The 19,749-nt window shown below is 55.7% G+C and carries 23 protein-coding genes; 22 read left to right on the forward strand and 1 reads right to left on the reverse strand.

All coding sequences use genetic code 11. The features are described from left to right. The first annotated feature begins 130 nt into the window (after positions 1-130). The 22 genes from ACRQU7_RS03375 (at position 131) to ACRQU7_RS03480 (ending at position 19,134) form a co-directional block, all read left to right on the forward strand. Positions 131-901, forward strand: coding sequence for an adenosylcobinamide-GDP ribazoletransferase (locus ACRQU7_RS03375; protein ID WP_444643711.1), 771 nt, complete (start codon positions 131-133; stop codon positions 899-901). A 33-nt stretch (positions 902-934) separates the two neighbouring features. After that, positions 935-1,318: a bifunctional adenosylcobinamide kinase/adenosylcobinamide-phosphate guanylyltransferase gene (locus tag ACRQU7_RS03380; RefSeq protein ID WP_444643713.1), complete on the forward strand. Its 384-nt coding sequence runs from the start codon at positions 935-937 to the stop codon at positions 1,316-1,318. Further along, positions 1,291-1,908 carry a histidine phosphatase family protein gene (locus ACRQU7_RS03385; protein ID WP_444643715.1) on the forward strand — a complete coding sequence of 206 codons (618 nt, stop codon included), beginning with the start codon at positions 1,291-1,293 and terminating at the stop codon, positions 1,906-1,908. The genes ACRQU7_RS03380 and ACRQU7_RS03385 overlap by 28 nt, the downstream gene beginning before the upstream one ends. An 11-nt stretch (positions 1,909-1,919) precedes the next feature. Further along, a complete protein-coding gene (gene cbiB, locus ACRQU7_RS03390; protein WP_444643717.1) occupies positions 1,920-2,903 on the forward strand; it encodes an adenosylcobinamide-phosphate synthase CbiB in 984 nt (327 codons plus the stop codon). Between the two features lie 12 nt (positions 2,904-2,915). Then, positions 2,916-3,956 carry a pyridoxal phosphate-dependent aminotransferase gene (locus ACRQU7_RS03395; RefSeq protein ID WP_444643719.1) on the forward strand — a complete coding sequence of 347 codons (1,041 nt, stop codon included), beginning with the start codon at positions 2,916-2,918 and terminating at the stop codon, positions 3,954-3,956. Then, positions 3,949-4,584, forward strand: coding sequence for a precorrin-8X methylmutase (locus tag ACRQU7_RS03400; RefSeq protein WP_444643721.1), 636 nt, complete (start codon positions 3,949-3,951; stop codon positions 4,582-4,584). The genes ACRQU7_RS03395 and ACRQU7_RS03400 overlap by 8 nt, the downstream gene beginning before the upstream one ends. Positions 4,585-4,586: 2 nt before the next feature. After that, on the forward strand, positions 4,587-5,714 hold the full coding sequence (gene cbiD, locus ACRQU7_RS03405) for a cobalt-precorrin-5B (C(1))-methyltransferase CbiD (RefSeq protein WP_444643723.1): 1,128 nt from the start codon (positions 4,587-4,589) through the stop codon (positions 5,712-5,714). Next, positions 5,714-6,472, forward strand: coding sequence for a precorrin-4 C(11)-methyltransferase (gene cobM / locus ACRQU7_RS03410; protein ID WP_444643725.1), 759 nt, complete (start codon positions 5,714-5,716; stop codon positions 6,470-6,472). The genes cbiD and cobM overlap by 1 nt, the downstream gene beginning before the upstream one ends. Beyond that, positions 6,469-7,524, forward strand: a complete 1,056-nt coding sequence (locus ACRQU7_RS03415) for a cobalt-precorrin 5A hydrolase (RefSeq protein ID WP_444643727.1) — start codon at positions 6,469-6,471, stop codon at positions 7,522-7,524. Before cobM ends, ACRQU7_RS03415 begins: the two co-directional genes overlap by 4 nt. Then, positions 7,514-8,245 (forward strand): precorrin-3B C(17)-methyltransferase, encoded by a 732-nt coding sequence (gene cobJ / locus ACRQU7_RS03420; RefSeq protein WP_444645493.1) that lies wholly within the window; start codon positions 7,514-7,516, stop codon positions 8,243-8,245. The genes ACRQU7_RS03415 and cobJ overlap by 11 nt, the downstream gene beginning before the upstream one ends. Beyond that, on the forward strand, positions 8,242-10,266 hold the full coding sequence (gene cobK / locus ACRQU7_RS03425; protein ID WP_444643729.1) for a precorrin-6A reductase: 2,025 nt from the start codon (positions 8,242-8,244) through the stop codon (positions 10,264-10,266). The genes cobJ and cobK overlap by 4 nt, the downstream gene beginning before the upstream one ends. Further along, positions 10,263-11,624, forward strand: a complete 1,362-nt coding sequence (locus ACRQU7_RS03430) for a cobyrinate a,c-diamide synthase (protein WP_444643731.1) — start codon at positions 10,263-10,265, stop codon at positions 11,622-11,624. Before cobK ends, ACRQU7_RS03430 begins: the two co-directional genes overlap by 4 nt. Then, positions 11,608-12,399 carry a cobalt ECF transporter T component CbiQ gene (gene cbiQ, locus ACRQU7_RS03435; protein WP_444643733.1) on the forward strand — a complete coding sequence of 264 codons (792 nt, stop codon included), beginning with the start codon at positions 11,608-11,610 and terminating at the stop codon, positions 12,397-12,399. The genes ACRQU7_RS03430 and cbiQ overlap by 17 nt, the downstream gene beginning before the upstream one ends. Further along, complete coding sequence (locus ACRQU7_RS03440) at positions 12,400-13,221, forward strand: energy-coupling factor ABC transporter ATP-binding protein (RefSeq protein WP_444643735.1); 822 nt, start codon at positions 12,400-12,402, stop codon at positions 13,219-13,221. It abuts the gene before it with no gap. A 57-nt stretch (positions 13,222-13,278) separates the two neighbouring features. After that, the gene (locus ACRQU7_RS03445) at positions 13,279-14,028 is read left to right on the forward strand and encodes an energy-coupling factor ABC transporter permease (RefSeq protein WP_444643737.1); all 750 of its coding nucleotides are present in this window, start codon (positions 13,279-13,281) and stop codon (positions 14,026-14,028) included. Between the two features lies 1 nt (position 14,029). Next, positions 14,030-14,347: an energy-coupling factor ABC transporter substrate-binding protein gene (locus ACRQU7_RS03450; protein ID WP_141827155.1), complete on the forward strand. Its 318-nt coding sequence runs from the start codon at positions 14,030-14,032 to the stop codon at positions 14,345-14,347. Then, complete coding sequence (locus ACRQU7_RS03455) at positions 14,344-15,123, forward strand: sirohydrochlorin cobaltochelatase (RefSeq protein ID WP_444643740.1); 780 nt, start codon at positions 14,344-14,346, stop codon at positions 15,121-15,123. The genes ACRQU7_RS03450 and ACRQU7_RS03455 overlap by 4 nt, the downstream gene beginning before the upstream one ends. Before the next feature lie 4 nt (positions 15,124-15,127). Continuing rightward, positions 15,128-16,075, forward strand: a complete 948-nt coding sequence (locus tag ACRQU7_RS03460; protein WP_444643742.1) for an ABC transporter substrate-binding protein — start codon at positions 15,128-15,130, stop codon at positions 16,073-16,075. Further along, positions 16,062-17,069: a FecCD family ABC transporter permease gene (locus ACRQU7_RS03465; protein ID WP_444643744.1), complete on the forward strand. Its 1,008-nt coding sequence runs from the start codon at positions 16,062-16,064 to the stop codon at positions 17,067-17,069. Before ACRQU7_RS03460 ends, ACRQU7_RS03465 begins: the two co-directional genes overlap by 14 nt. Then, positions 17,062-17,844, forward strand: a complete 783-nt coding sequence (locus ACRQU7_RS03470; protein WP_444643746.1) for an ABC transporter ATP-binding protein — start codon at positions 17,062-17,064, stop codon at positions 17,842-17,844. The genes ACRQU7_RS03465 and ACRQU7_RS03470 overlap by 8 nt, the downstream gene beginning before the upstream one ends. Continuing rightward, positions 17,841-18,575, forward strand: coding sequence for a precorrin-2 C(20)-methyltransferase (cobI, locus tag ACRQU7_RS03475; RefSeq protein WP_444643748.1), 735 nt, complete (start codon positions 17,841-17,843; stop codon positions 18,573-18,575). The genes ACRQU7_RS03470 and cobI overlap by 4 nt, the downstream gene beginning before the upstream one ends. Before the next feature lie 193 nt (positions 18,576-18,768). Then, positions 18,769-19,134 carry a DUF4180 domain-containing protein gene (locus ACRQU7_RS03480; protein WP_444643750.1) on the forward strand — a complete coding sequence of 122 codons (366 nt, stop codon included), beginning with the start codon at positions 18,769-18,771 and terminating at the stop codon, positions 19,132-19,134. A 1-nt stretch (position 19,135) separates the two neighbouring features. Here ACRQU7_RS03480 and ACRQU7_RS03485 read toward each other — a convergent pair whose 3' ends face one another. Then, a complete protein-coding gene (locus ACRQU7_RS03485) occupies positions 19,136-19,606 on the reverse strand; it encodes a pyridoxamine 5'-phosphate oxidase family protein (RefSeq protein ID WP_444643752.1) in 471 nt (156 codons plus the stop codon). Positions 19,607-19,749 lie beyond the last annotated feature (143 nt).

Consider the following 19,749-nt stretch of genomic DNA (forward strand, 5'->3'; position numbering starts at 1 on the left):
GGACTTCAAGGAAAAAAGCACACGAATACTTTCCGTATTCGGAGCATTTTTGACGACGAAGGAACCCTTATCAGTAGAAATAGACTAGATTTTGGAGTTTGCATACACGCTCTAGGATGGGAGAAAAAAGATGCCTGTTTTAAGATCACTGATGATTTCCTTTTCCATTTATTCCAAGATCCCGGTCCCGCAGCTGGAGTGGGAGGACCGGGATATGAAATATGTCCTCTGCTTTTTTCCGTGGGTCGGGGCCGTGATCGGCGTCCTCACGGTCCTGTGGGGGACGCTCTGCCGCTCTTTGGGGCTGGGTACGGTGCTGTACGCGGCTGTCGGGACGGCGATCCCGATCTTGGTATCCGGCGGGTTTCATGTGGACGGCTTCATGGATACGATGGACGCGTTCCATTCCTATCAAAGCCGGGAAAAGAAGCTGGAAATCCTGAAGGATTCCCACATCGGCGCGTTTTCCGTGATACAGCTGGTTATTGATACCCTGCTTTATTTCGGGGCGTATTCCGCAATTGATCAGCCAAAGGCTCTGGCAGTGGCGGGCGCGGGATTTTTTCTCTCCCGTACGCTGAGCGGAATTGGAGTAGTGACCTTTCCGAACGCAAAAAACGAAGGGCTTTTATACCTGTTTTCCAGCAAGGCCCATGAAAAAGCGGTGAAAGTTTCCCTGTACCTTCAGCTTTTGCTCTGTTTGGCGGCAATGCTGTGGCTGTCGCTGTGGACGGGGATTGCCGTTGCGGCGGGCGCGCTGCTGACCTTCTTTTACTGGCGCCGCCGCTGCTTTCGGGAGCTTGGGGGCATTACCGGGGACACCTGCGGCTATTTTGTGACGGTCTGCGAGGGGGTCAACGCGGCAGCCGCGGCGATCTGCTGTATCGCCGGGCTGGTTTAGATTTTACGAATCAACACCGAAAGAGGGAAGGACATGGAGCTTTACATTGGAGGATACGCACAGGGGAAACTGACTTATGTGCTGAAAAAGACGGGCATCCCGCCCGAAAGAGTATACGATCCCGTGGCGTCTGTGCCGGACTGCGCTGAAACGGGGGCCGCGGTTATCAACCATTTTCATATTCTGGTCAAAGCCCTTTTAAAGGAAGGCAAATCCCCCGAGGACCGGGTTCGGGAAATCCTGGCGCACAACCCCGGAGTGATTGTGATCAGCGACGAAGTCGGGAACGGAATCGTCCCCACGGACGCAGGGGAAAGGGAATACCGGGAGCGTCTGGGGAGAATCCTCTGCGTGCTGGCGGAAAAAGCGGACAGGGTGGAGCGGATTGTATGCGGAATCGGACAGAAAATCAAATAACCCTGGCGCTGATCCGCCACGGGGAGACCCCGTCCAACGCGCTGGGCCGGTACCTTGGACAAACCGAAGAGGATTTATCCGATACGGGAAAGGAAAAGCTGCTGCGAAACAGGCAGTCGGGAAAATACCCGAAGGCCGGCGTCGTTTTTTCCAGCCCGATGGAACGGTGTCTGCAGACCGCGGAGCTTCTTTACGGCTGTACGAATCCGATTGTGGTGGAAGAATGGCGGGAAACGAATTTCGGGCACTTTGAAGGCAAAAATTACCGGGAGCTGAGCGGGAACGCGGAGTATCAGGCGTGGATAGACAGCAGCGGGGAACTGCCTTTTCCGGGCGGAGAAAGCAGGCAGGACTTTCTTGCAAGGTGCCGCCGGGGATTGGGTCAGGCGGTAGGGGAACTTGGAAAGGCAGAAAGCCTTCCGGCCTCCGCTGCCGCCGTGGTGCATGGCGGAACCGTCATGGCGCTGCTGAGCACCTTTTGTGGCGGGGATTATTTTGATTATCAGTGCAAAAACGGAGAAGGCTGTCTTTGCCGCCTGTCCTTCTCCGGTACCGACTGTTTTTCATTGGAATGGATAAGGAAATTGTAGAGGATGGAACAATGATCAATCATATCACTGCTTTCTTTGCCGGGTTTTTATTGGACCTGCTGCTGGGCGACCCGCACTGGCTTCCCCACCCCGTCCGGCTGATCGGAAAGCTGATCGCCAAACTGGACGGCGTGCTGCTGGGGAAGCTTGACGGGAAGGAAAGGGACGGGAAAAAGGAATTTCGCAGGGGAATCCTGCTGGTGCTTCTGGTCCTGACCGCGACCGTTGCGGCATCGGCTCTGATTCTGTATCTTGCCTACCGGTTTTCCACCGTTTTTGGGATCGCGGTGGAAAGCGTCATGACCTATCAGGTGCTTGCGACCAAATGCCTGAAGCAGGAGAGCATGAAGGTTTACACAAAGCTGAAGGAAAACGATCTGCCGGGCGCGCGGCGCGCGGTGTCCATGATCGTGGGGCGCGACACGGCGGCGCTGGACGAAACCGGGGTCGCCAAAGCCGCCATTGAAACGGTGGCGGAAAACACCTCGGACGGCGTGATCGCGCCGATGCTTTTTCTTGCCCTTGGCGGGCCGGTCCTCGGCTTTTTCTATAAGGCCGTCAATACCATGGATTCCATGGTGGGATATCAGAATGACCGGTATTCGTTTTTCGGCAGGGCCGCCGCCAAGCTGGACGACGCGGTGAACTTCCTGCCCGCAAGAATCAGCGCGGTTTTGATGACAGCCGCCTGTACCCTTGCCGGAAGGGAGTATCACGGGAAAAACGCTTGGAGAATTTACAAACGGGACAGAAGGAAACACAAGAGTCCCAACGCCGCCCATACGGAAGCCGTCTGCGCCGGGGCGCTGGGCATCCGCCTTGCGGGGGACGCCAGCTATTTCGGCAAGCTGGTCAAAAAGCCGTTTCTCGGGGACGCGCTCAGGGCGGTGGAGTACGAGGACATCGTCCGGGCCAACCGTCTGCTTTATCTTACGGCGGGCCTTTGCGAAGCCGTCTGTCTGGCGCTTCTGTTTCTTGCCGATTTTGTTTTTTAATAGGAGGAGTTTATGATTCACGGCGGTGATATTTATCGGAATCAGGTCCGTATCGATTTTTCGGTCAACAGCAATCCCCTTGGAATTCCCGATTCTGTAAAAGACGCGCTGCACGAAGCGGTCGGGCACTGCGAACAGTATCCGGACATCCGGGCGGAAAAGCTGGCGGAAAGCGTTTCCCAAATGACGGGAGTCGGTACGGAGCACCTCCTTTTCGGAAACGGCGCGTCGGAATTGTTCCTTGCAATCATTCACGCCGTCAGGCCCAAACGAATCGTCATCCCGGTTCCGTCCTTCTTCGGGTACGAAAAAGCTGCTATGGCGTCGGACGCGGAAATCGGTTATTACGAAATGAAGGAAAGCGCGGGGTTTGCTTTGGACGAAGGGCTTCTGGAGCAGCTGACCGGGGACACGGATTTGCTGTTTCTCGCCAATCCCAACAATCCGGTGGGAAACCTGCTTGACGGCACGCTGCTGAAAAAAATCGCGGCTGTCTGCCGGGAGAAGCGGATTACCGTCGTGCTGGACGAATGTTTTCTGGAATTCACCGGCGAAGAGGAGCGGCTTTCGTTCAAAAATCGGCTGCAAGAGTACCCAAACGTAGTGGTGGTCCGCGCGTTTACCAAAATTTTTGCCATTCCGGGCGTCCGGCTGGGCTACCTCTTTTGCGGAGACCGGGAATTAACGGAAAGAATCAAAAATCAGCTGCCGGAATGGAACCTGTCCGTTTTCGCGCAGGCCGCGGGCGCGGCGGCGTGCCGGGAAAAGGAATATCTGGAAAAGACCGTCCGGTTTGTAAAAACGGAAAGGGAATATCTCAGCGGGGAGCTCAGGCGGCTGGGGTTCCGGGTGTATCCGTCGGCGGCGGATTATCTATTGTTTTACACCTCTGTGCCGCTCTATGACCTGCTTTTGGAAAAGGAAATTCTGATTCGCGACTGCGGCAATTACAGGGGCTTGCACGAAGGGTACTACCGCATTGCGGTAAAACAGCACGGGGAAAATGAAACGTTGATTCGGGAGATCGAAAGGCTGGTGAAACAGAATGGATGAAATCGAATTTGTACTGCCGGAGGAAATTGAAAAACGCAGCTTCGCAATCATTTCAAGGGAACTGCGCGAGCGAAAAATTGAATTAAAGCCGGAGCAGGAAATGGTGATCAAACGCGTCATCCACACCAGCGCGGACTTTGAGTACGCAAAGACGCTTACCTTTTCGCCGGGAGCGGTGGAAAAAGCGAAGGAGCTGATTCAAAACGGCGCCGATATTGTGACGGACACCAATATGGGGCTGGCCGGAATCAACAAAACTGTTCTGGCCCGTTACGGCGGCAGCGTCCATTGCTTTATGGCGGAAAAAGAGGTCGCCGAGCTGGCGAAGCGGCGGAGGATCACCCGGGCCGCGGTCAGCATGGAAATGGCGTCTAAAATCGAAAGGCCGGTGATCTTTGCCATCGGCAACGCGCCGACGGCGCTGATCCGGCTCTATGAAATGATGACGGACGGCACCTTCCGCCCGGCGTTTATCATCGGGGTTCCCGTCGGCTTCGTCAACGTGGAGGCGGCAAAGGAGCTGATTTTGGGGACGGAGGTGCCTTTTATCGTAAACCGCGGCAGGAAGGGCGGCAGCAATGTGGCGGCGGCTGTCTGCAACGCGATTCTTTACGAGCTGGGGAGATAAGGATGCGGTACGGATTTACGACCGGAAGCTGCGCGGCTGCCGCGGCAAAGGCGGCGGCCTACATGCTGTTGACCGGGAAAGAAAAAAGGACCATTACCATCGACACCCCCAAGGGGATTCCCTACAGGGTGGCGGTGGAGGAGATTACCCGCGGGGAATCCGCGGTCACCTGCGCGGTCAAAAAGGACGGCGGGGACGACCCGGACATGACCACAGGGGCGCTGGTTTTTGCCTGTGTTACTTTCAACGGACAGGAACGGTCGCCGGAAGAAGGAAGCAAAATCGTGATCGACGGAGGCGAAGGGGTCGGAAGGGTGACCAAACGCGGACTGGATCAGCCGGTCGGCAGCGCGGCTATCAACCATGTACCGAGGGAAATGATCGCGAAGGAAGTGGCGGAAATCTGCCGCCTGACCGATTACCGGGGCGGGCTCCGGGTGGAAATCTCCGTCCCCGGCGGGGAAAAGCTGGCGGAAAAGACGTTTAATCCCAGGCTGGGGATCACCGGGGGCATTTCGATCCTCGGCACAACGGGGATTGTGGAGCCGATGAGCAGCCAGGCGCTGCTCGACACCATCCGGGTGGAGCTGAATGTCAAGAAGGAAGAGGGCTGCCGGGCGGTGGCGGTGACGCCTGGGAATTACGGCCAGGCCTTTATGAAAACCGCCTACGGGTATGATCTGGACCAAAGCGTCAAATGCAGTAATTTTATCGGGAATACCGTCGATATGGCGGCGGAGGCGGGATTTTCCGCGATGCTCCTGACCGGGCATATCGGGAAGCTGGTGAAGCTTTCCGGCGGAATGATGAACACCCACTCCAAAGAAGGGGACTGCCGGATGGAGCTGATGGCGTCGGCCGGAATCCGGGCGGGCATTTCCGCAAAGACAGCCGGGGAAATCCTTGACTGCGTCACCACAGAGGAAGCGCTGCGGATTTTGGAAACCGCTGGGAAACGGAAAAAAACGATGGAAATCCTTCTGGAAAAAATCTGTTTTTGCCTGAATAAACGCGCGGCGGGAAGAATTCGGACAGAATGCATTCTTTATGCAAACGAATTCGGGGAGCTGGCGAAAAGCGAAGGGGCACAGGAACTGCTTCAAACAATCATGGAAACGGGAGGGAAATGATGATTTACTTTGTGGGGGCCGGAACCGGGGCGGTGGATTTGATCACCGTGAGGGGCAAGCGGCTGCTTCAGACGGCGGACGTCGTCATCTATGCGGGTTCTCTGGTCAATCCGGAGCTTTTACAGGATGCAAAGGACGGCTGCGCCGTCTATAACAGCGCGGAAATGACGCTGGAGGAGGTCGTTGCGGTCATGCGCCGGGCGGAGCAAAGCGGAAAAACCACGGTGCGTCTCCACACGGGGGACCCCAGCGTATACGGGGCCGTACGGGAACAGATGGATGTTCTGGATTCGCTCGGCATCCCCTATGAAAGCTGTCCGGGGGTCAGCGCGTGCTTCGGGGCCGCCGCGTCGTTAAATCTGGAATACACCCTGCCGGGCGTTTCCCAAAGCCTGATCATTACCCGCATGGAGGGCAGAACTCCGGTGCCGGAAAGGGAAAGCATCGAAAGCCTGGCGGCGCACGGGGCTTCCATGGCGATTTATCTGAGCGCCGGGATGCTGCGCGAATTAAGCGAAAGGCTGCAAAGGGGCGGTTACCGGCCCGAAACGCCCGCGGCCATTGTTTACAAGGCCACCTGGCCGGAGGAAAAAGCCTGTGTCTGTACCGTAGGAACTCTGGAGGAAACGGCGAAAGTAAACCAAATCACCAAAACGGCGCTGATTCTGGTCGGGGACGCCGTTGCACATCGGAATTACCAGCGTTCCAGATTGTATGCGCCGGATTTTGAGACGGAATTTCGAGGGAAACGGGAATGAAAATCAGTATCATCAGCTTTACCGAAAAAGGGGCCGCTCTCGCGCAGACAATCCGAAACAGCCTTGCGCGGGAGATGGAGATCACCCTTTCTGCCAAGCACAGGGCTTTGCCGGATGATCTGGAAGCCGTATATGTGGAAGAAAGCCTTTCCCGGTGGGCGGGGGAGCGGTTCCGGGAGCACAGCGCGGTGCTCTTTATCGGGGCCTGCGGCATTGCCGTGCGCGCGATCGCGTCTTCCGTAAGGGATAAGCTGGAGGATTCCCCGGTGCTGGTCATGGATGAAGCGGGCCGGTTCGTGATTCCGCTGCTGTCCGGGCATTTCGGGGGAGCCAACGAACTGGCCGAACGGATTGCGGAAAAGACCGGCGCGGTTCCGGTCATTACGACCGCCACCGATGTAAACGGATTGTTTGCGGCGGACGTCTTTGCCCGCAGAAACCGGCTGGCCGTCTGTAACCGAAGCGGGATTGCTGCCGTTTCGTCCGCGCTCCTTGCCGGGAAGCCCGTTACAATGGCCATCGCGGGTTCCTGTACGGGAAGCTGGCCGAAGGAGCTGACCCCGGTACCCTACCCCGTGAACGGCAGGGCGTCGGTGATCGTTTCCCCCTTTGCGGAGGATGCGGAAAAGGCGGATTTACAGCTTTGCCCAAGGGCCTGTGTGCTCGGAATCGGGTGCAGGCGCGGGAAATCCTTTCCGGAAATAGAGGAAGCGGTGGAAAAGCAGATGAAGAAAGCCGGGCTGCGGCGGGAGTCGCTGGCGGCTGTTGCTTCCGTCGACCGGAAAAAGGACGAGCAGGGGTTACTGGAATATGCGGAGAAACATGACCTTCCTTTTCTGACTTTTTCTGCGGACAGGCTGAAAGCAGTTGGCGGCGATTTTGCCTCCTCCGCCTTTGTGGAGGAGCAGGTGGGCGTGGACAACGTCTGTGAACGCGCGGCAATGGCGGCCTGCGGGGAAGAGGGAAAGCTCCTTATCGAAAAATACGCCGAAAACGGAATCACAGTGGCCATAGCACAGAAAAAATGGAGTGTAAGCTTTGATGAAACATAAAATTTATATCGTGGGAATGGGACCGGGAGCGGAAGAAATGATGACCTTTCAGGCGGTGAGGGCGCTGGAGGAAAGCGACGTGATCGTCGGGTACCCGGTCTATTTAGATCTGCTGGAAAAGCGCTTTCAGGAAAAAGAGCTGCTCTCCACGCCGATGACGCAGGAAGCAAAACGGTGCGAAATGTGCTTTCAGGAAGCCTTAAAAGGGAAAACAGTGGCGCTGGTCAGCAGCGGGGACGCCGGAGTGTACGGGCTGGCGTCGCTGATGTACGGGATCGGGGCGGATTACCCGGACTGCGAGCTTTTGGTGATTCCGGGCGTTACCGCTGCCAACAGCGGCGCCGCCTGCCTTGGGGCCCCGCTCAACCACGATTACTGCGTTATCAGCCTGAGCGACCTTCTGACGCCGTGGGAGCTGATTGAAAAAAGGCTGCGGGCGGCGGCGCAGGGCGACTTCTGTATTGCGCTCTATAACCCTTCCAGCCGTAGGCGCGCGGATTACCTGCAAAAGGCGTGCGACATCCTGCTGGAACAGCTTGAGGAAAGCAGGGCCTGCGGCTATGTGGAAAATATCGGCAGGGAGGGCACCCGGACATTCGTCTGCACCTTAAAGGAACTGAGAGAGCGGCAGGTCAATATGTTTACCACCGTCTTTATCGGGAATTCCCAAACGCGGCTTCGGGACGGGAAGCTGATTACCGAAAGAGGATACCTTTTATGAAACAGATACTGATTTTTTCAGGGACAACGGAGGGCCGCCGCCTGGCGGAACTGCTGTGCGCAAACGGACTGGAATGCACGGTCTGCGTGGCGACGGAATACGGGGAGCTGGTCATGGAGAAAAGACCGGGGCTGACCGTTCATCAGGGCAGGATGACCCCGGAGGAAATGAAGTACTTTCTCCGTTCGGGGAATTTCCTCGCGGTGGTGGACGCCACCCATCCCTTTGCTACCGCCGTTTCGGAGAATATCAGAAACAGCACGGCGGAAAGCGGTATCCCTTGCCTGCGCCTGCAGCGGGATACGGATATTCTGCCGCCGGGGCGGAAAAACGGGTTGCGCTATCCCACTCATGAAGCCTGCGCCGAAGCGCTGAAAGAAATGCCCGGCAATATCCTTCTGACGACGGGAAGTAAGGACCTGTCCCTTTACAGCGGGCAGAAGGAGCTTCTTCCCCGCCTGTACGCAAGGGTTCTGCCCGGACTGGAAAGCCTCTCCCTCTGCTATGAAAACGGGATCGAAGGAAAACATATCATCGCCATGCAGGGTCCCTTTTCGGTGGAAATGAACGAGGCGGTGATCCGTCAATACGATATCCGCACTCTGGTGACGAAGGAAAGCGGTAAGAACGGCGGCTTTCCGGAAAAAATACAGGCCGCCCGCAGCACCGGAACGAAAGTGCTGGTGATCGGGAACCCGGAACGGGCGGACGGGGACTCTTTTGAGGAAGTATGCGAAAAACTGGAAGACCTGACCGGGAAAAAGCTGCGGCGGGACAGCCGGATGCGGATTTCCCTGATCGGGATGGGAATGGGCGGCAAAACGTTACTGACAAGGGAGGCAGAGTGCCGGATACAGGAAGCGGAACTCCTCTTTGGGGCCCGGAGACTCCTGGCGGGGATCCCGGGCCCGGCCGAAAAAGTCCCCTGCTATCTGGCGGAGGACATCCTTCCGTTTCTGAAGGGGAAAGCGGTTCAAAACGCGGCTGCCCTTTTTTCGGGGGACACCGGTTTTTACAGCGGGGCGCAAAAGCTGTACGACGCCCTTCAAAGAGAAACAGAAGCGGGTATCCTGCACGCGCGGGTGGAAATCCTGCCGGGGATTTCCAGCGTATCCTGCCTTGCGGCAAGGCTCGGGAAAAGCTGGCACGACGCGGCGATCGTCAGCATCCACGGAAAAAGCGCCAATGTCCTCGATACGGTGCGGACGAATGAAAAAACGTTCCTGCTCGTGTCCGGCCTTGCGGATATGAAAGCGCTCGGCGCGCTGTTTTTGGAGCGGGGAATGGAGAATATCCGTATCACAGCGGGCTATCAGCTCTCTTACCCGGAGGAACAGATTCTGCGCCTGAACCCGGCGGACTGCGCGGCGCTCGAAAAGGAAGGGCTTTATGTCTGCCTGATCGAAAACCCGCAAGCCGAAAAGAAACGTCTGACGCACGGACTGCCGGACAGCGCTTTTCTTCGGGGCCGGGTTCCGATGACCAAGGAAGAAATCCGTGCGGTGTCCGTCTGCAAGCTCCGGCTTTGCCGGGACGCCGTCCTCTACGATGTCGGCAGCGGCACGGGCTCCGTCGCGGTCGAGTGCGCGTCTCTGTCCGACCGCATACAGGTATATGCCATTGAAAAGAAGAAGGAAGCCGCGCTTTTGACGGAGAAAAACCGGGAAAAATTCGTCCTGGCCAACCTGAGCGTGGCCGAGGGCGAAGCGCCGCAGGCGTTTGAGGGGCTTCCCGCCCCGACCCATGCGTTTCTTGGCGGAAGCGGCGGCAATATGAAGGAAATCCTCGCGGCGCTTTACCGGAAAAACCCGCGGCTCCGTGTGGTCGTGAACGCCGTCACGCTGGAAACCCTCAGTGAAATCACCGGCTTGCTGAAAACCTTGCCGGTGGAGGAAGAAGAGATTGTTCAGCTACAGGTCAGCAGGGCCGAGCCGGTGGGCGGGTACCGCATGATGCGCGCGGAGAATCCGGTTTTTATCGTTTCCTTTACTTTTCGGGGAAATGGGGAGAAAGACGAATGAAAGCACCCAGAATCATGATCGCGGCTGTCGGCAGCGGCAGCGGAAAAACCCTGCTGACCTGCTCGCTTTTACAGGCTCTGCTGGACAGCGGGAAAAGGGCGGCCGCGTTTAAATGCGGACCGGACTTTATCGACCCCATGTTCCACCGCAAGGTGCTCGGCGTCCCCTCTAAAAATCTGGATTCCTTTTTTACGGATGAAAACACGACCAAATTTCTGTTTCTGGAGGATGCCGAAGGAAAGGACCTTTCCGTGATCGAGGGCGTTATGGGGCTTTACGACGGCTTGGGCGGCATCCGGGAGGAAGCGTCCTCCTACCATCTGGCAAAGGTCACGAAAACGCCGGTGATTCTTGTGGTGGACGCCCGCGGGATGGGCCGGTCGGTCATCCCCCTGATTGCCGGTTTTTTGCAGTACGACACCGCGCGCCTGATTCAGGGCGTGATCCTGAACAGGACCGGAAAGATGTTTTATGACGCGATCAAACCGGAAATAGAAGCGGAAACAGGAATTCCGGTTCTGGGGTATTTTCCCGTTCAGACGGAAATCAGGCTGGAAAGCCGCCACCTCGGCCTGCGGCTGCCGGAGGAAATTCAGGGGCTCCGCGAACAGCTGAAAAAATCCGCGGAGGTCTTCAGGACTGCCGTCGATCTGGAAAGGCTCGTGGCGATCGCGTCGCGGGCGCAAGAACTCGAAGCAGCCCCGGTGACCGTTCCCGCGAAAGCGGTCGGCGTACGGATCGGTGTCGCCATGGACGAAGCGTTCTGTTTTTACTATGAGGACAATCTGCGGCTGCTGCAAAAAGCCGGGGCGGAGCTGGTGCCCTTTTCCCCGCTGCACGAAGAAAAGCTCCCGACGCACCTGCACGGGATGATTCTGGGCGGCGGGTACCCGGAGCTATACGCGGAGGGGCTTTCCCGAAACGAAGGAATGCGGCAAAGCGTGAAAAGGGCAATCGAAAGCGGGATGCCCACCATTGCGGAATGCGGGGGCTTTCTGTACCTGCACGAGACGATGGAAAATCAGGAAGGGCAGGTCTTCCCGATGGCTGGCGCGGTAAAAGGCAGCTGCCGTTATACGGGAAAGCTGGTTCGCTTCGGGTATATCGGCGTTTGCGCGGAAACGGAAACCTTTCTGCCGAAGGGGATGGAAATTCGGGGGCATGAGTTCCACTATTTTGACAGCACGGACAACGGAAGCGACTGTCTGGCGCGAAAACCGGTGTCGGGGCGGCAGTGGCACTGTGTCCACGCCGGAAAAAATCACTGGTGGGGTTTTCCGCATCTGCATTATTACGCGAACCCGGCCTACGCGTACCGCTTTTTAGGGAGGGCTGAAAGCTATGCACAGGGGTCATGAAATATCCGCCGATACCTATTCCTATCTTTCCGCTTTAAGGGAGTGGAATACGACCTATAAGGTCGCTTTCTCGGTGGGGGCGCTGGTGACGGTCATTGCCGCCGATTCCGTCGGAGTTTCCGCCGTGACCCTTCTTTTCATGCTGTTTCTCAGCGTGGGGGTGGGGAAAATCCCTGTAGGAGACTATTTCCGCCTGATGAAAATCCCTCTGGCCTTTATTCTGCTGGGGGGCGCGGCAATTACGGCCCAGTTCGGCAGCGGCGCGGACAGCCTTTTTCGCACCCGGTTTTTTCTGACGAATCTGTATGTGACCCAAAGCAGCCTGACGCTGGGGATACACGTGACCCTCAAAGCGTTCTCGGCGGTCAGCGCGCTGTACCTGATGACGCTTTCCACCCCGATGGGGGAAATCATTTCCGTTTTCAGAAAAATCCGTGTGCCGGTTCTGATTCTGGAGCTGATGCACCTGATTTACCGGTATATTTTCATCCTGTCGGAAACCAATCAGCGGCAGAAGGACGCCGCGGGGTCAAGGCTGGGGTACTGCGACCTGAAAACCTCGTTCCGTACCTTCAGCGGGGAGCTGGCGAATCTTTTGATCCTGTCCATGAAGAAGGCGGAAACGTATTACGACGCGATGGAAGCGAGGGGCTACGAGGGAAACGCCCTGTTCTGGGAAGAAAAAAGACCGCTGACGGCGGGGCAGCTGCTGTACGCCGGTCTGTATCTCGCGCTGCTTTTGGGAACTTTTTGTTTAATAGGGAGGAGGGGCTGAATGAGGGAAAAAATTCTGGAGGTGGACCATCTTTCGTTTGCCTATGACAGGGACCGCGATACGCTGAAGGATATCTGCCTTGCGATCTATCAGCGGGAAAAAATCGCCGTCCTTGGGGCAAACGGGGCTGGGAAAACCACTTTTTTTCTGAATCTGAACGGGGTGAGGGAGCCCACGAACGGGGAAATCCGTTACCGGGGGGAAACGATCGTCAGGAAAAACATCAACCGGCTGCGGCGGAATGTGGGAATCGTCTTTCAGGACGCGGACAGCCAGATCATCGCTTCCACGGTAAAGGCGGAGGTAGCCTTCGGTCCGCTGAACATGAAGCTTCCCCGGGAAGAGGTGGAGGAAAGAACCCTTCGCGCCGTCCGGGAAATGAAGCTGGAGGACCACGTCATGCGGCCGCCCCATTACCTGAGCGGCGGGGAAAAGAAAAGGGTCAGCATCGCGGATATTCTGGCCATGGATTCCGAAGTCATGATTTTTGACGAGCCGACCGCTTCCCTGGACCCGGTCAACGCGCAGGTGCTGGAAGAGGTTCTGGATCAGATCGAGCAAAAGGGAAAAACCGTCCTGCTTTCCACGCACGACGTGGATTTTGCCTATCGCTTTGCGCAGCGGGTCCTGGTTTTCTGCGGCGGGGAGCTGATCGGCGACGGAACCGCGGAAGAAATCTTCCGCGACGAGTCCCTGCTCAGAAAAGCAAACCTGAAAAAGCCGGTCCTGATGCAGCTTTACGATCTGCTGAAAGAAAAGGGAAAAATCGGGAAAGCGGGGGCGTGTCCCAAAAGGATTTCCGATTTTGCCGCGCTGTTATAAGAATGGTAAACAAATTGATATTTGTTCCAGATAAAACGAAAAGAGAGGGTAATAACAATGACAACGAAACAGAAAAAATGGATTGCTTCGCTGGCGGTCCTGTCGGTAATCGTGGGAATTACTCCGAATGCCTATGCGATGCACATCATGGAGGGCTACCTTGCGCCCCAGTACTGTATTGCATGGGGAGTGCTGTGTATTCCCTTCTTAGTGACCGGATACCTGTCCATTAACAAAAAGCTAAAAGAAAACAGGAAGAACATCACACTGCTCGCCATGGCGGGGGCTTTTATCTTCGTGATTTCCTCCCTGAAAATTCCGTCCGTAACGGGCAGCTGTTCCCACATGACGGGCACGGGGCTGGGCGCGATCCTGTTCGGGCCCACGGCTGTCAGCATTCTGGGCATCATCGTCCTGCTTTTTCAGGCGATTCTGCTTGCGCACGGCGGGCTGACCACGCTGGGAGCCAACACCTTTTCCATGGCCATTGCCGGGCCGCTGCTCAGCTACGGAATTTTCCTGCTGTGCAAAAAGCTGAAAGTAAACCGTTATATCGGTGTTTTTCTGGCGGCGTTTCTGGGCGACCTCTTTACTTACTGTGTCACTAGCTTTCAGCTTGCGATCGCCTATCCTTCCGCGGAGGGCGGCGTTATGGCGTCGGTCGGGAAGTTCCTCGGCGTTTTCGCGCCGACGCAGCTGCCCCTTGCCGTTCTGGAGGGCATCCTTACCGTCCTGATCATGATCGCGCTGAAGACATACGCTACCCCGGAACTGAACATGCTGAAGCTGAACATGGAGGAGAAATAAGATGAGTAAGACGAAAAAAACGGTTGTTGCGTTAATCCTTGCAGCGGTTTTAATCGCTTTTGTCCCGCTGTTCGCTTTAAAGGGCGCGGAATTCGGCGGCTCCGACGACGCGGGCAGCGGCATGGTGGAGCAAATCGCGGGGAACTATGAGCCCTGGTTCACGCCGGTATTGGAAACCGCGATTCACGGGGAGCTGCCGGGCGAAGTGGAAAGCCTTCTGTTCTGCCTGCAGACGGGCATCGGCGTCGGAATCATCGCTTTTCTGATGGGACGCTTGGTCGAACGTAAAAAATGGACGAACGGTAAGGGGAACGAATGAAGCAGGGAATTCTGATCGTCAGCTTTGGGACCACCTATCGGGAAACCAGAGAGAAAAACATTGAAAAAATCGCTCAGACAGTCCGGGAAGCTTTCCCGGACTGGAGCGTTTATCAGGCGTATTCCAGCAATATTGTGAGAAGTATTCTGGAAAAAAGGGACCATATTATCATTCGCGATGTCAGGGAGACATTGCGGCAGATGAAGCGGGACGGAATTACCCGCGCCGCTGTTTTGCCGACTCATTTGATAGACGGTATTGAAAACGGTAAAATGAAGTGTACAATAGAAGAATGCAGGGAACTGTTTTCCGAAATAAAAACGGCCCGTGTGCTCTTGGGCAGCGAAGCCGATTACGCCGCCGTCGCGAATTCGCTGTGGGGGGAAATCGGGGAAGCGGCGGGGAATGACCCCGTGATCCTGATGGGGCACGGTTCCCCGCATGAATCGGACGGCAGCTATGCAAAGCTGGAAAAGCAGCTGCGGGACTGTTCCGGCAAGGAAATCTACATTGCCACGGTGGATGGCTCCGTTGCCATCGCGGATGTTATCCAAAAGCTGGACGCTTCCGCGCAAAAAAGAAAGCGCGTGCTGGTGCTGCCGCTGATGCTGGTGGCGGGCGACCATGCGGTCAACGATATGGCGGGGGAAGAGGATTCCTTTGCATCAAATCTGAGAGCAGCAGGCTACGAGCCGGAATGTATCCGGAAGGGAATCGGCGAATACGAAGGCATCCGCGATCTTTATATCAACCATTTAAGAGAGGTAATCAGGTAAAAGTATGAAAACAGCAGGGAAAATCATAGCGTTCGTGTTGGGCTTATGCCTTCTTTACGGATGCGGAAAAACAGAGCCCAATACGGCAAGTACCTCCCCGTCCCCGTCTTCGGCGGCGAGCGCCGTTACGTTCACCGACGATCTGGGGGTTCAGGTGACGGTGGACCATCCGAAAAAGACGGCGGTGCTGTCCGCAAGCTATGCGGACGCCTGGCAGCTGGCCGGCGGAACCGTCGCGGCCTATACGGACGACGCGAAGGGTACAATTACAATCAAAGATGACATGCTCAACCTTGGGAAACTCAACACCCCGAATGTGGAGAGCATGATTGCGGATAAAATCGATTTCGTTGTTTTGTCCGGCGCGATTTCGGAGCATGTAAAGCTGAGAAGCACGCTGGAAAGCGCGGGGATTAAAACCGCTTATTTCAAGGTGGAAACCTTTGAGGATTATGCAAAAATGATGAAAACGCTGACCGACATCACCGGCAGGGCGGACCTGTACAAAAAAAATGTGTCCGATTTGCAGGCGGAGATTCAGAAACAGACCGCCAGAGCGGATGGAAGCCATCCCACGGTGCTGTTCCTGCGGGCGTATTCCACCGGGGTAAAGGCGAAAGGCAGCGACAGCATGACGGGAAAAATGCTGAAGGACCTCGGCTGTGTGAATATCGCTGATCAAAAAGGCAGCCTGCTGGATAATCTGAGCATGGAAGCGATTGTCGCCGCGGACCCGGATTTTATTTTCGTGACGACCATGGGGGAATCCCAGAAAGCCGCACTCGGCATGGTCGATCAGCTTCTGACTTCCAATCCCGCGTGGAGCGGGCTGACGGCGGTAAAGGAAAAGCATTATTATGTTCTGCCGAAGGAACTGTTCCATTTGAAGCCGAATAAGCGCTGGGGAGAAAGCTATCAGATATTAGCGGACGATTTATATGGAAAAAAGTAGACAATCGATCAGGGCGCAAAAAAGAATAGCAATCATGCTGCTTTTGCTCCTGCTGATGACGGGAATCGGTATTCTGGGCGGGTCGGCAAAAATATCCCTTGCCGATTTCCGCGAACTGCTTTCCGGGCAGGAGGCGACGGCCGCCGGACGGATTATTCTTTATGTCCGTCTGCCCCGGGTGGCGGGCGCCGTCATTGCGGGAATGGCTCTGGCTGTGGCGGGTGCCGTAATCCAGACCGTGTTGAACAATCCGCTCGCCGGGCCGAATATTATCGGCGTAAACTCCGGGGCCGGATTCGCGGTGGTCCTGTGCGGCATCCTGCTGCCGAAATCGTATGCCGCTCTGCCGGCAGCCGCGTTCGCGGGGGCTTTCGTCACGGTTCTGTTTGTCTTTTACCTCGGGAAAAAGACCGGTTCCTCCAAAATAACGCTGGTCCTTGCGGGCGTCGCGATCAACAGCTTTCTGAACGGGGCGACGGACGCGGTCAATACGCTCAGCGAGGAATCGCTGATTTCGGCCAACGCGTTTAAAATCGGGGGATTAAACGGAGTCAACGCCCAGGTTCTGAAATATGCGTCCGTCATTGTCGTGGTCGCCGTTCTGGCGGTGCTGCTGTTCCACAACGAGCTGGAGGTGCTGTCGCTGGGGGAAGAAACGGCAAAAACGCTGGGACTGCCGGTTTCCTTTTACCGCTTTCTGTTCCTGATGCTGGCGGCGGTTCTGTCCGGCGCGGCGGTCAGCTTCGCCGGGCTTCTGGGGTTTGTGGGGCTGATTATTCCCCACATCGCAAGATTCCTGGTAGGGGAGGAATCGAAATACTTTATTCTGTCCTCCGCCGTTCTGGGCGCGCTGTTCCTGCTGATCTGCGATACGATAGCCAGGACCTGCTTCGCCCCGTTTGAGCTGCCGGTGGGGATTATCTTATCCTTTGTGGGCGCGCCGTTCTTTGTCTGGCTGCTGTTCCGCCGGAAAAGGGGGAACCGCAATGCTTAGGCTGGAGAACATCTCCGCAGGCTACGGAAAGGTGCCTGTGATCAGAGAAATTAACGCGGAGTTTGAAAAAGGCCGGATCACCACCATCGTAGGGCCGAACGGAAGCGGGAAAAGCACCCTGCTGAAGGCGGCGGTCCATCTCTGCGAGGTGCAGGAGGGGACAGTGTACCTGAAAGGAAAAAAAAGGGAGGAAATCGGCAGCCGGGAGTTTGCGCAGCAGGTTTCGTATTTGCCGCAAAGCCATACCGCCGGGGCGATCACCGTCGGCAGAATGGTGCTGCACGGCAGGTTTCCCTACCTTTCCTATCCCAGGCATTACGGCAAAGAGGATTATGAGTTCTGCCGCAAAGCAATGGAGAAAATCGGCATCCTGCCGCTGCGGGACAAGAAGGTGGACGAGCTTTCCGGCGGCCAGAGGCAGAAGGTCTATCTGGCGATGGCCCTTTCGGGGGAAACGGACGTGTTTCTGTTCGACGAACCGACCACCTATCTGGATATCCGCTATCAGCTGGAGCTGCTGCAGCTCATGGAACAGCTGAAAGAGCAGGGGAAAGCGGTGGTAACGGTTTTGCACGACCTGGATATCGCCATGCGGGTTTCGGATTCCATGATTGTCATGCAGGAAGGGAAAATTGTCCAAACGGGGTCCCCGGAGGAAATCCAGTCGGGCGGGATGATCGAAAGGGTTTTTCAGATCACGGCGCAGAGCTTTGTAGATCAGGAGGGAAAGAAGCATTTTTATTTTGAACAGCAGGAAAGGCAAAGTGAGAAATGAGTAAAATTTTATACGGAATCGGAGTGGGTCCGGGCGACCCCGAACTGCTGACAATCAAGGCGCTGCGGTGTATTGGGGAAAGCGATGTCGTCGTCCTTCCGGCGGAAACCCGGGAAGAATGCTACGCTTATCAGATCGTCAAACAGGCCTGCCCGAAGCTAGAAGAAAAAGAAATTGCCTGTCTGCCCTTTCCGATGATTAAGGAAAAAGCGCTGTTAAAGAAGGCTCATGATGAAATATATGAAAAAATCGAGAGCTTTCTCCGGGCGGGCAAGACGGTCGCCTTTCTCACCATCGGCGACCCCTGCGTCTACTCCACCTACAGCTATGTGCACAGCAGGGTCCTGGAAAGCGGAGGCAGGGCCGTCCTTATTAACGGCGTGCCCTCCTTCTGCGCGGCCGCGGCCGCGCTCGGCATCTCTCTGGGCGGCAATCGGGATGAAATCCATATTATTCCTGCTTCCTACGAACTCGGACATACCCTGAGCCTTCAGGGAACGAAAATTTACATGAAATCCGGAAAAAGGCTGGCAGAGCTGAAGCAAATGCTGGTGGAATGCCCGAAAGCCGATCAGCTGGAGGTTTTCTCCGTTTCCAACTGCGGAATGGAAAACGAGACCGTCCGCATCGGGGTGGAAAATCTCGACCCGGAAAGCGGCTATCTGACGATTGTCATCGTAAAGGAAAGAGCGAAAGGGAACATCGCCCCCGACAGCGGGAAGGAAGAATGATCCGGGCCTGACGGCATTCCCCGACGCGGTTTTTGCGGGATAATTCTTACGCAAAAAGCTCCCGATTGAACACTATCGGGAGCTTTGCTATATTTGTTTTCAGCCATTTTTCAGCATCGCCAAATCCGTCCTCCTGTGGTATACTGGCTTGGAAAAGAGATCACCAAAGCAGACATTTTAAAGGAGAAAGTATATGAATACCCAGATCAAAGAAAAAAACGGCGTTAAAATAGCGGTGGTGAGCAGCGGGGAAACGCTGATTTCCGACGGCCAGTCCGCTTTAGACTGGATGATGTCTGTTCAGTATGAAACGGGATGCAGCCGCATTGCGCTCAACAAGGAAGCGATTGCCGACGGTTTCTTTATTTTAAGTTCCGGTGTGGCGGGAGAAATTCTGCAAAAATTCATCAATTATCATATCAAATTCGCAGTCTACGGCGATTTTTCAAAATACACCAGCAAACCGCTCAGGGATTTTATTTATGAAAGCAATCAGGGGAGAGGTATTTTCTTTGTACCGACCGAAGAGGATGCCGTGGAAAAGCTCGGCGGCGTATAATTTATAAATGTTCCTTGCAGGCCAGCTCCCTGACTTCCAGCTTAAAGACGGCGACGGCCCTGACGGCGGCGTCCGGAAAACTCCAGTCGCTTTTTTCGGAATAATGCTTCATAATCAGCTGCAGGGCGGCTCTTTTTTCCGCGTCGTCTGTGACGATACTGACCGTTCCGTCGCCGATCACGCTTTGGTAGCGGAAGGAATAATTACAGGCCGTTTCTCCGTCGGCTACCTCGTGGCTTGTGTCCAGCTCAAAGCCGGCATGGCCGGTCCGGTTGATCAAATCGATTTTTCTGCCTTCCTTTGCCCCGTGAAAATAGAAGCTTCTCTTTTCCCCTTTGACCTCGTATCCGAAGTTGAGGGGAACGATGTAAACTCCGTTTTCATCGGCAAAACCCAGCCGGCAGCAGTCGCAGGCCATGATGATCCCGTCGATCTTCTGGGAATCTGTGATTTCCCTTTCTTTTCTTCTCATAATGACAGCCTCCGTTTTTTATTTTCCAATTGATAGATTTTTTTGAAATTTCAGGCTTTCCATAGGCTGAAAAAGCTCATGGGATCATAACTATCCTGTTTTATTCAGATTTCAGTATTTAAAAATTTTCCCATTTCCTGTTG

This window comes from Caproiciproducens puteiluti (assembly GCF_052442865.1).
In the GTDB taxonomy this organism is placed as follows: Bacteria; Bacillota; Clostridia; order Oscillospirales; family Acutalibacteraceae; genus Caproiciproducens.

What these genes read in the sequence shown, in the direction of transcription:
- ACRQU7_RS03375 (WP_444643711.1), top strand. Translation starts at nt 131, where the DNA reads ATGCCTGTTTTAAGATCACTGATGATTTCCTTTTCCATTTATTCCAAG.
- ACRQU7_RS03380 (WP_444643713.1), top strand. Translation starts at nt 935, where the DNA reads ATGGAGCTTTACATTGGAGGATACGCACAGGGGAAACTGACTTATGTG.
- ACRQU7_RS03385 (WP_444643715.1), top strand. Translation starts at nt 1,291, where the DNA reads ATGCGGAATCGGACAGAAAATCAAATAACCCTGGCGCTGATCCGCCAC.
- cbiB (WP_444643717.1), top strand. Translation starts at nt 1,920, where the DNA reads ATGATCAATCATATCACTGCTTTCTTTGCCGGGTTTTTATTGGACCTG.
- ACRQU7_RS03395 (WP_444643719.1), top strand. Translation starts at nt 2,916, where the DNA reads ATGATTCACGGCGGTGATATTTATCGGAATCAGGTCCGTATCGATTTT.
- ACRQU7_RS03400 (WP_444643721.1), top strand. Translation starts at nt 3,949, where the DNA reads ATGGATGAAATCGAATTTGTACTGCCGGAGGAAATTGAAAAACGCAGC.
- cbiD (WP_444643723.1), top strand. Translation starts at nt 4,587, where the DNA reads ATGCGGTACGGATTTACGACCGGAAGCTGCGCGGCTGCCGCGGCAAAG.
- cobM (WP_444643725.1), top strand. Translation starts at nt 5,714, where the DNA reads ATGATTTACTTTGTGGGGGCCGGAACCGGGGCGGTGGATTTGATCACC.
- ACRQU7_RS03415 (WP_444643727.1), top strand. Translation starts at nt 6,469, where the DNA reads ATGAAAATCAGTATCATCAGCTTTACCGAAAAAGGGGCCGCTCTCGCG.
- cobJ (WP_444645493.1), top strand. Translation starts at nt 7,514, where the DNA reads ATGAAACATAAAATTTATATCGTGGGAATGGGACCGGGAGCGGAAGAA.
- cobK (WP_444643729.1), top strand. Translation starts at nt 8,242, where the DNA reads ATGAAACAGATACTGATTTTTTCAGGGACAACGGAGGGCCGCCGCCTG.
- ACRQU7_RS03430 (WP_444643731.1), top strand. Translation starts at nt 10,263, where the DNA reads ATGAAAGCACCCAGAATCATGATCGCGGCTGTCGGCAGCGGCAGCGGA.
- cbiQ (WP_444643733.1), top strand. Translation starts at nt 11,608, where the DNA reads ATGCACAGGGGTCATGAAATATCCGCCGATACCTATTCCTATCTTTCC.
- ACRQU7_RS03440 (WP_444643735.1), top strand. Translation starts at nt 12,400, where the DNA reads ATGAGGGAAAAAATTCTGGAGGTGGACCATCTTTCGTTTGCCTATGAC.
- ACRQU7_RS03445 (WP_444643737.1), top strand. Translation starts at nt 13,279, where the DNA reads ATGACAACGAAACAGAAAAAATGGATTGCTTCGCTGGCGGTCCTGTCG.
- ACRQU7_RS03450 (WP_141827155.1), top strand. Translation starts at nt 14,030, where the DNA reads ATGAGTAAGACGAAAAAAACGGTTGTTGCGTTAATCCTTGCAGCGGTT.
- ACRQU7_RS03455 (WP_444643740.1), top strand. Translation starts at nt 14,344, where the DNA reads ATGAAGCAGGGAATTCTGATCGTCAGCTTTGGGACCACCTATCGGGAA.
- ACRQU7_RS03460 (WP_444643742.1), top strand. Translation starts at nt 15,128, where the DNA reads ATGAAAACAGCAGGGAAAATCATAGCGTTCGTGTTGGGCTTATGCCTT.
- ACRQU7_RS03465 (WP_444643744.1), top strand. Translation starts at nt 16,062, where the DNA reads ATGGAAAAAAGTAGACAATCGATCAGGGCGCAAAAAAGAATAGCAATC.
- ACRQU7_RS03470 (WP_444643746.1), top strand. Translation starts at nt 17,062, where the DNA reads ATGCTTAGGCTGGAGAACATCTCCGCAGGCTACGGAAAGGTGCCTGTG.
- cobI (WP_444643748.1), top strand. Translation starts at nt 17,841, where the DNA reads ATGAGTAAAATTTTATACGGAATCGGAGTGGGTCCGGGCGACCCCGAA.
- ACRQU7_RS03480 (WP_444643750.1), top strand. Translation starts at nt 18,769, where the DNA reads ATGAATACCCAGATCAAAGAAAAAAACGGCGTTAAAATAGCGGTGGTG.
- ACRQU7_RS03485 (WP_444643752.1), bottom strand. Translation starts at nt 19,606, where the DNA reads ATGAGAAGAAAAGAAAGGGAAATCACAGATTCCCAGAAGATCGACGGG.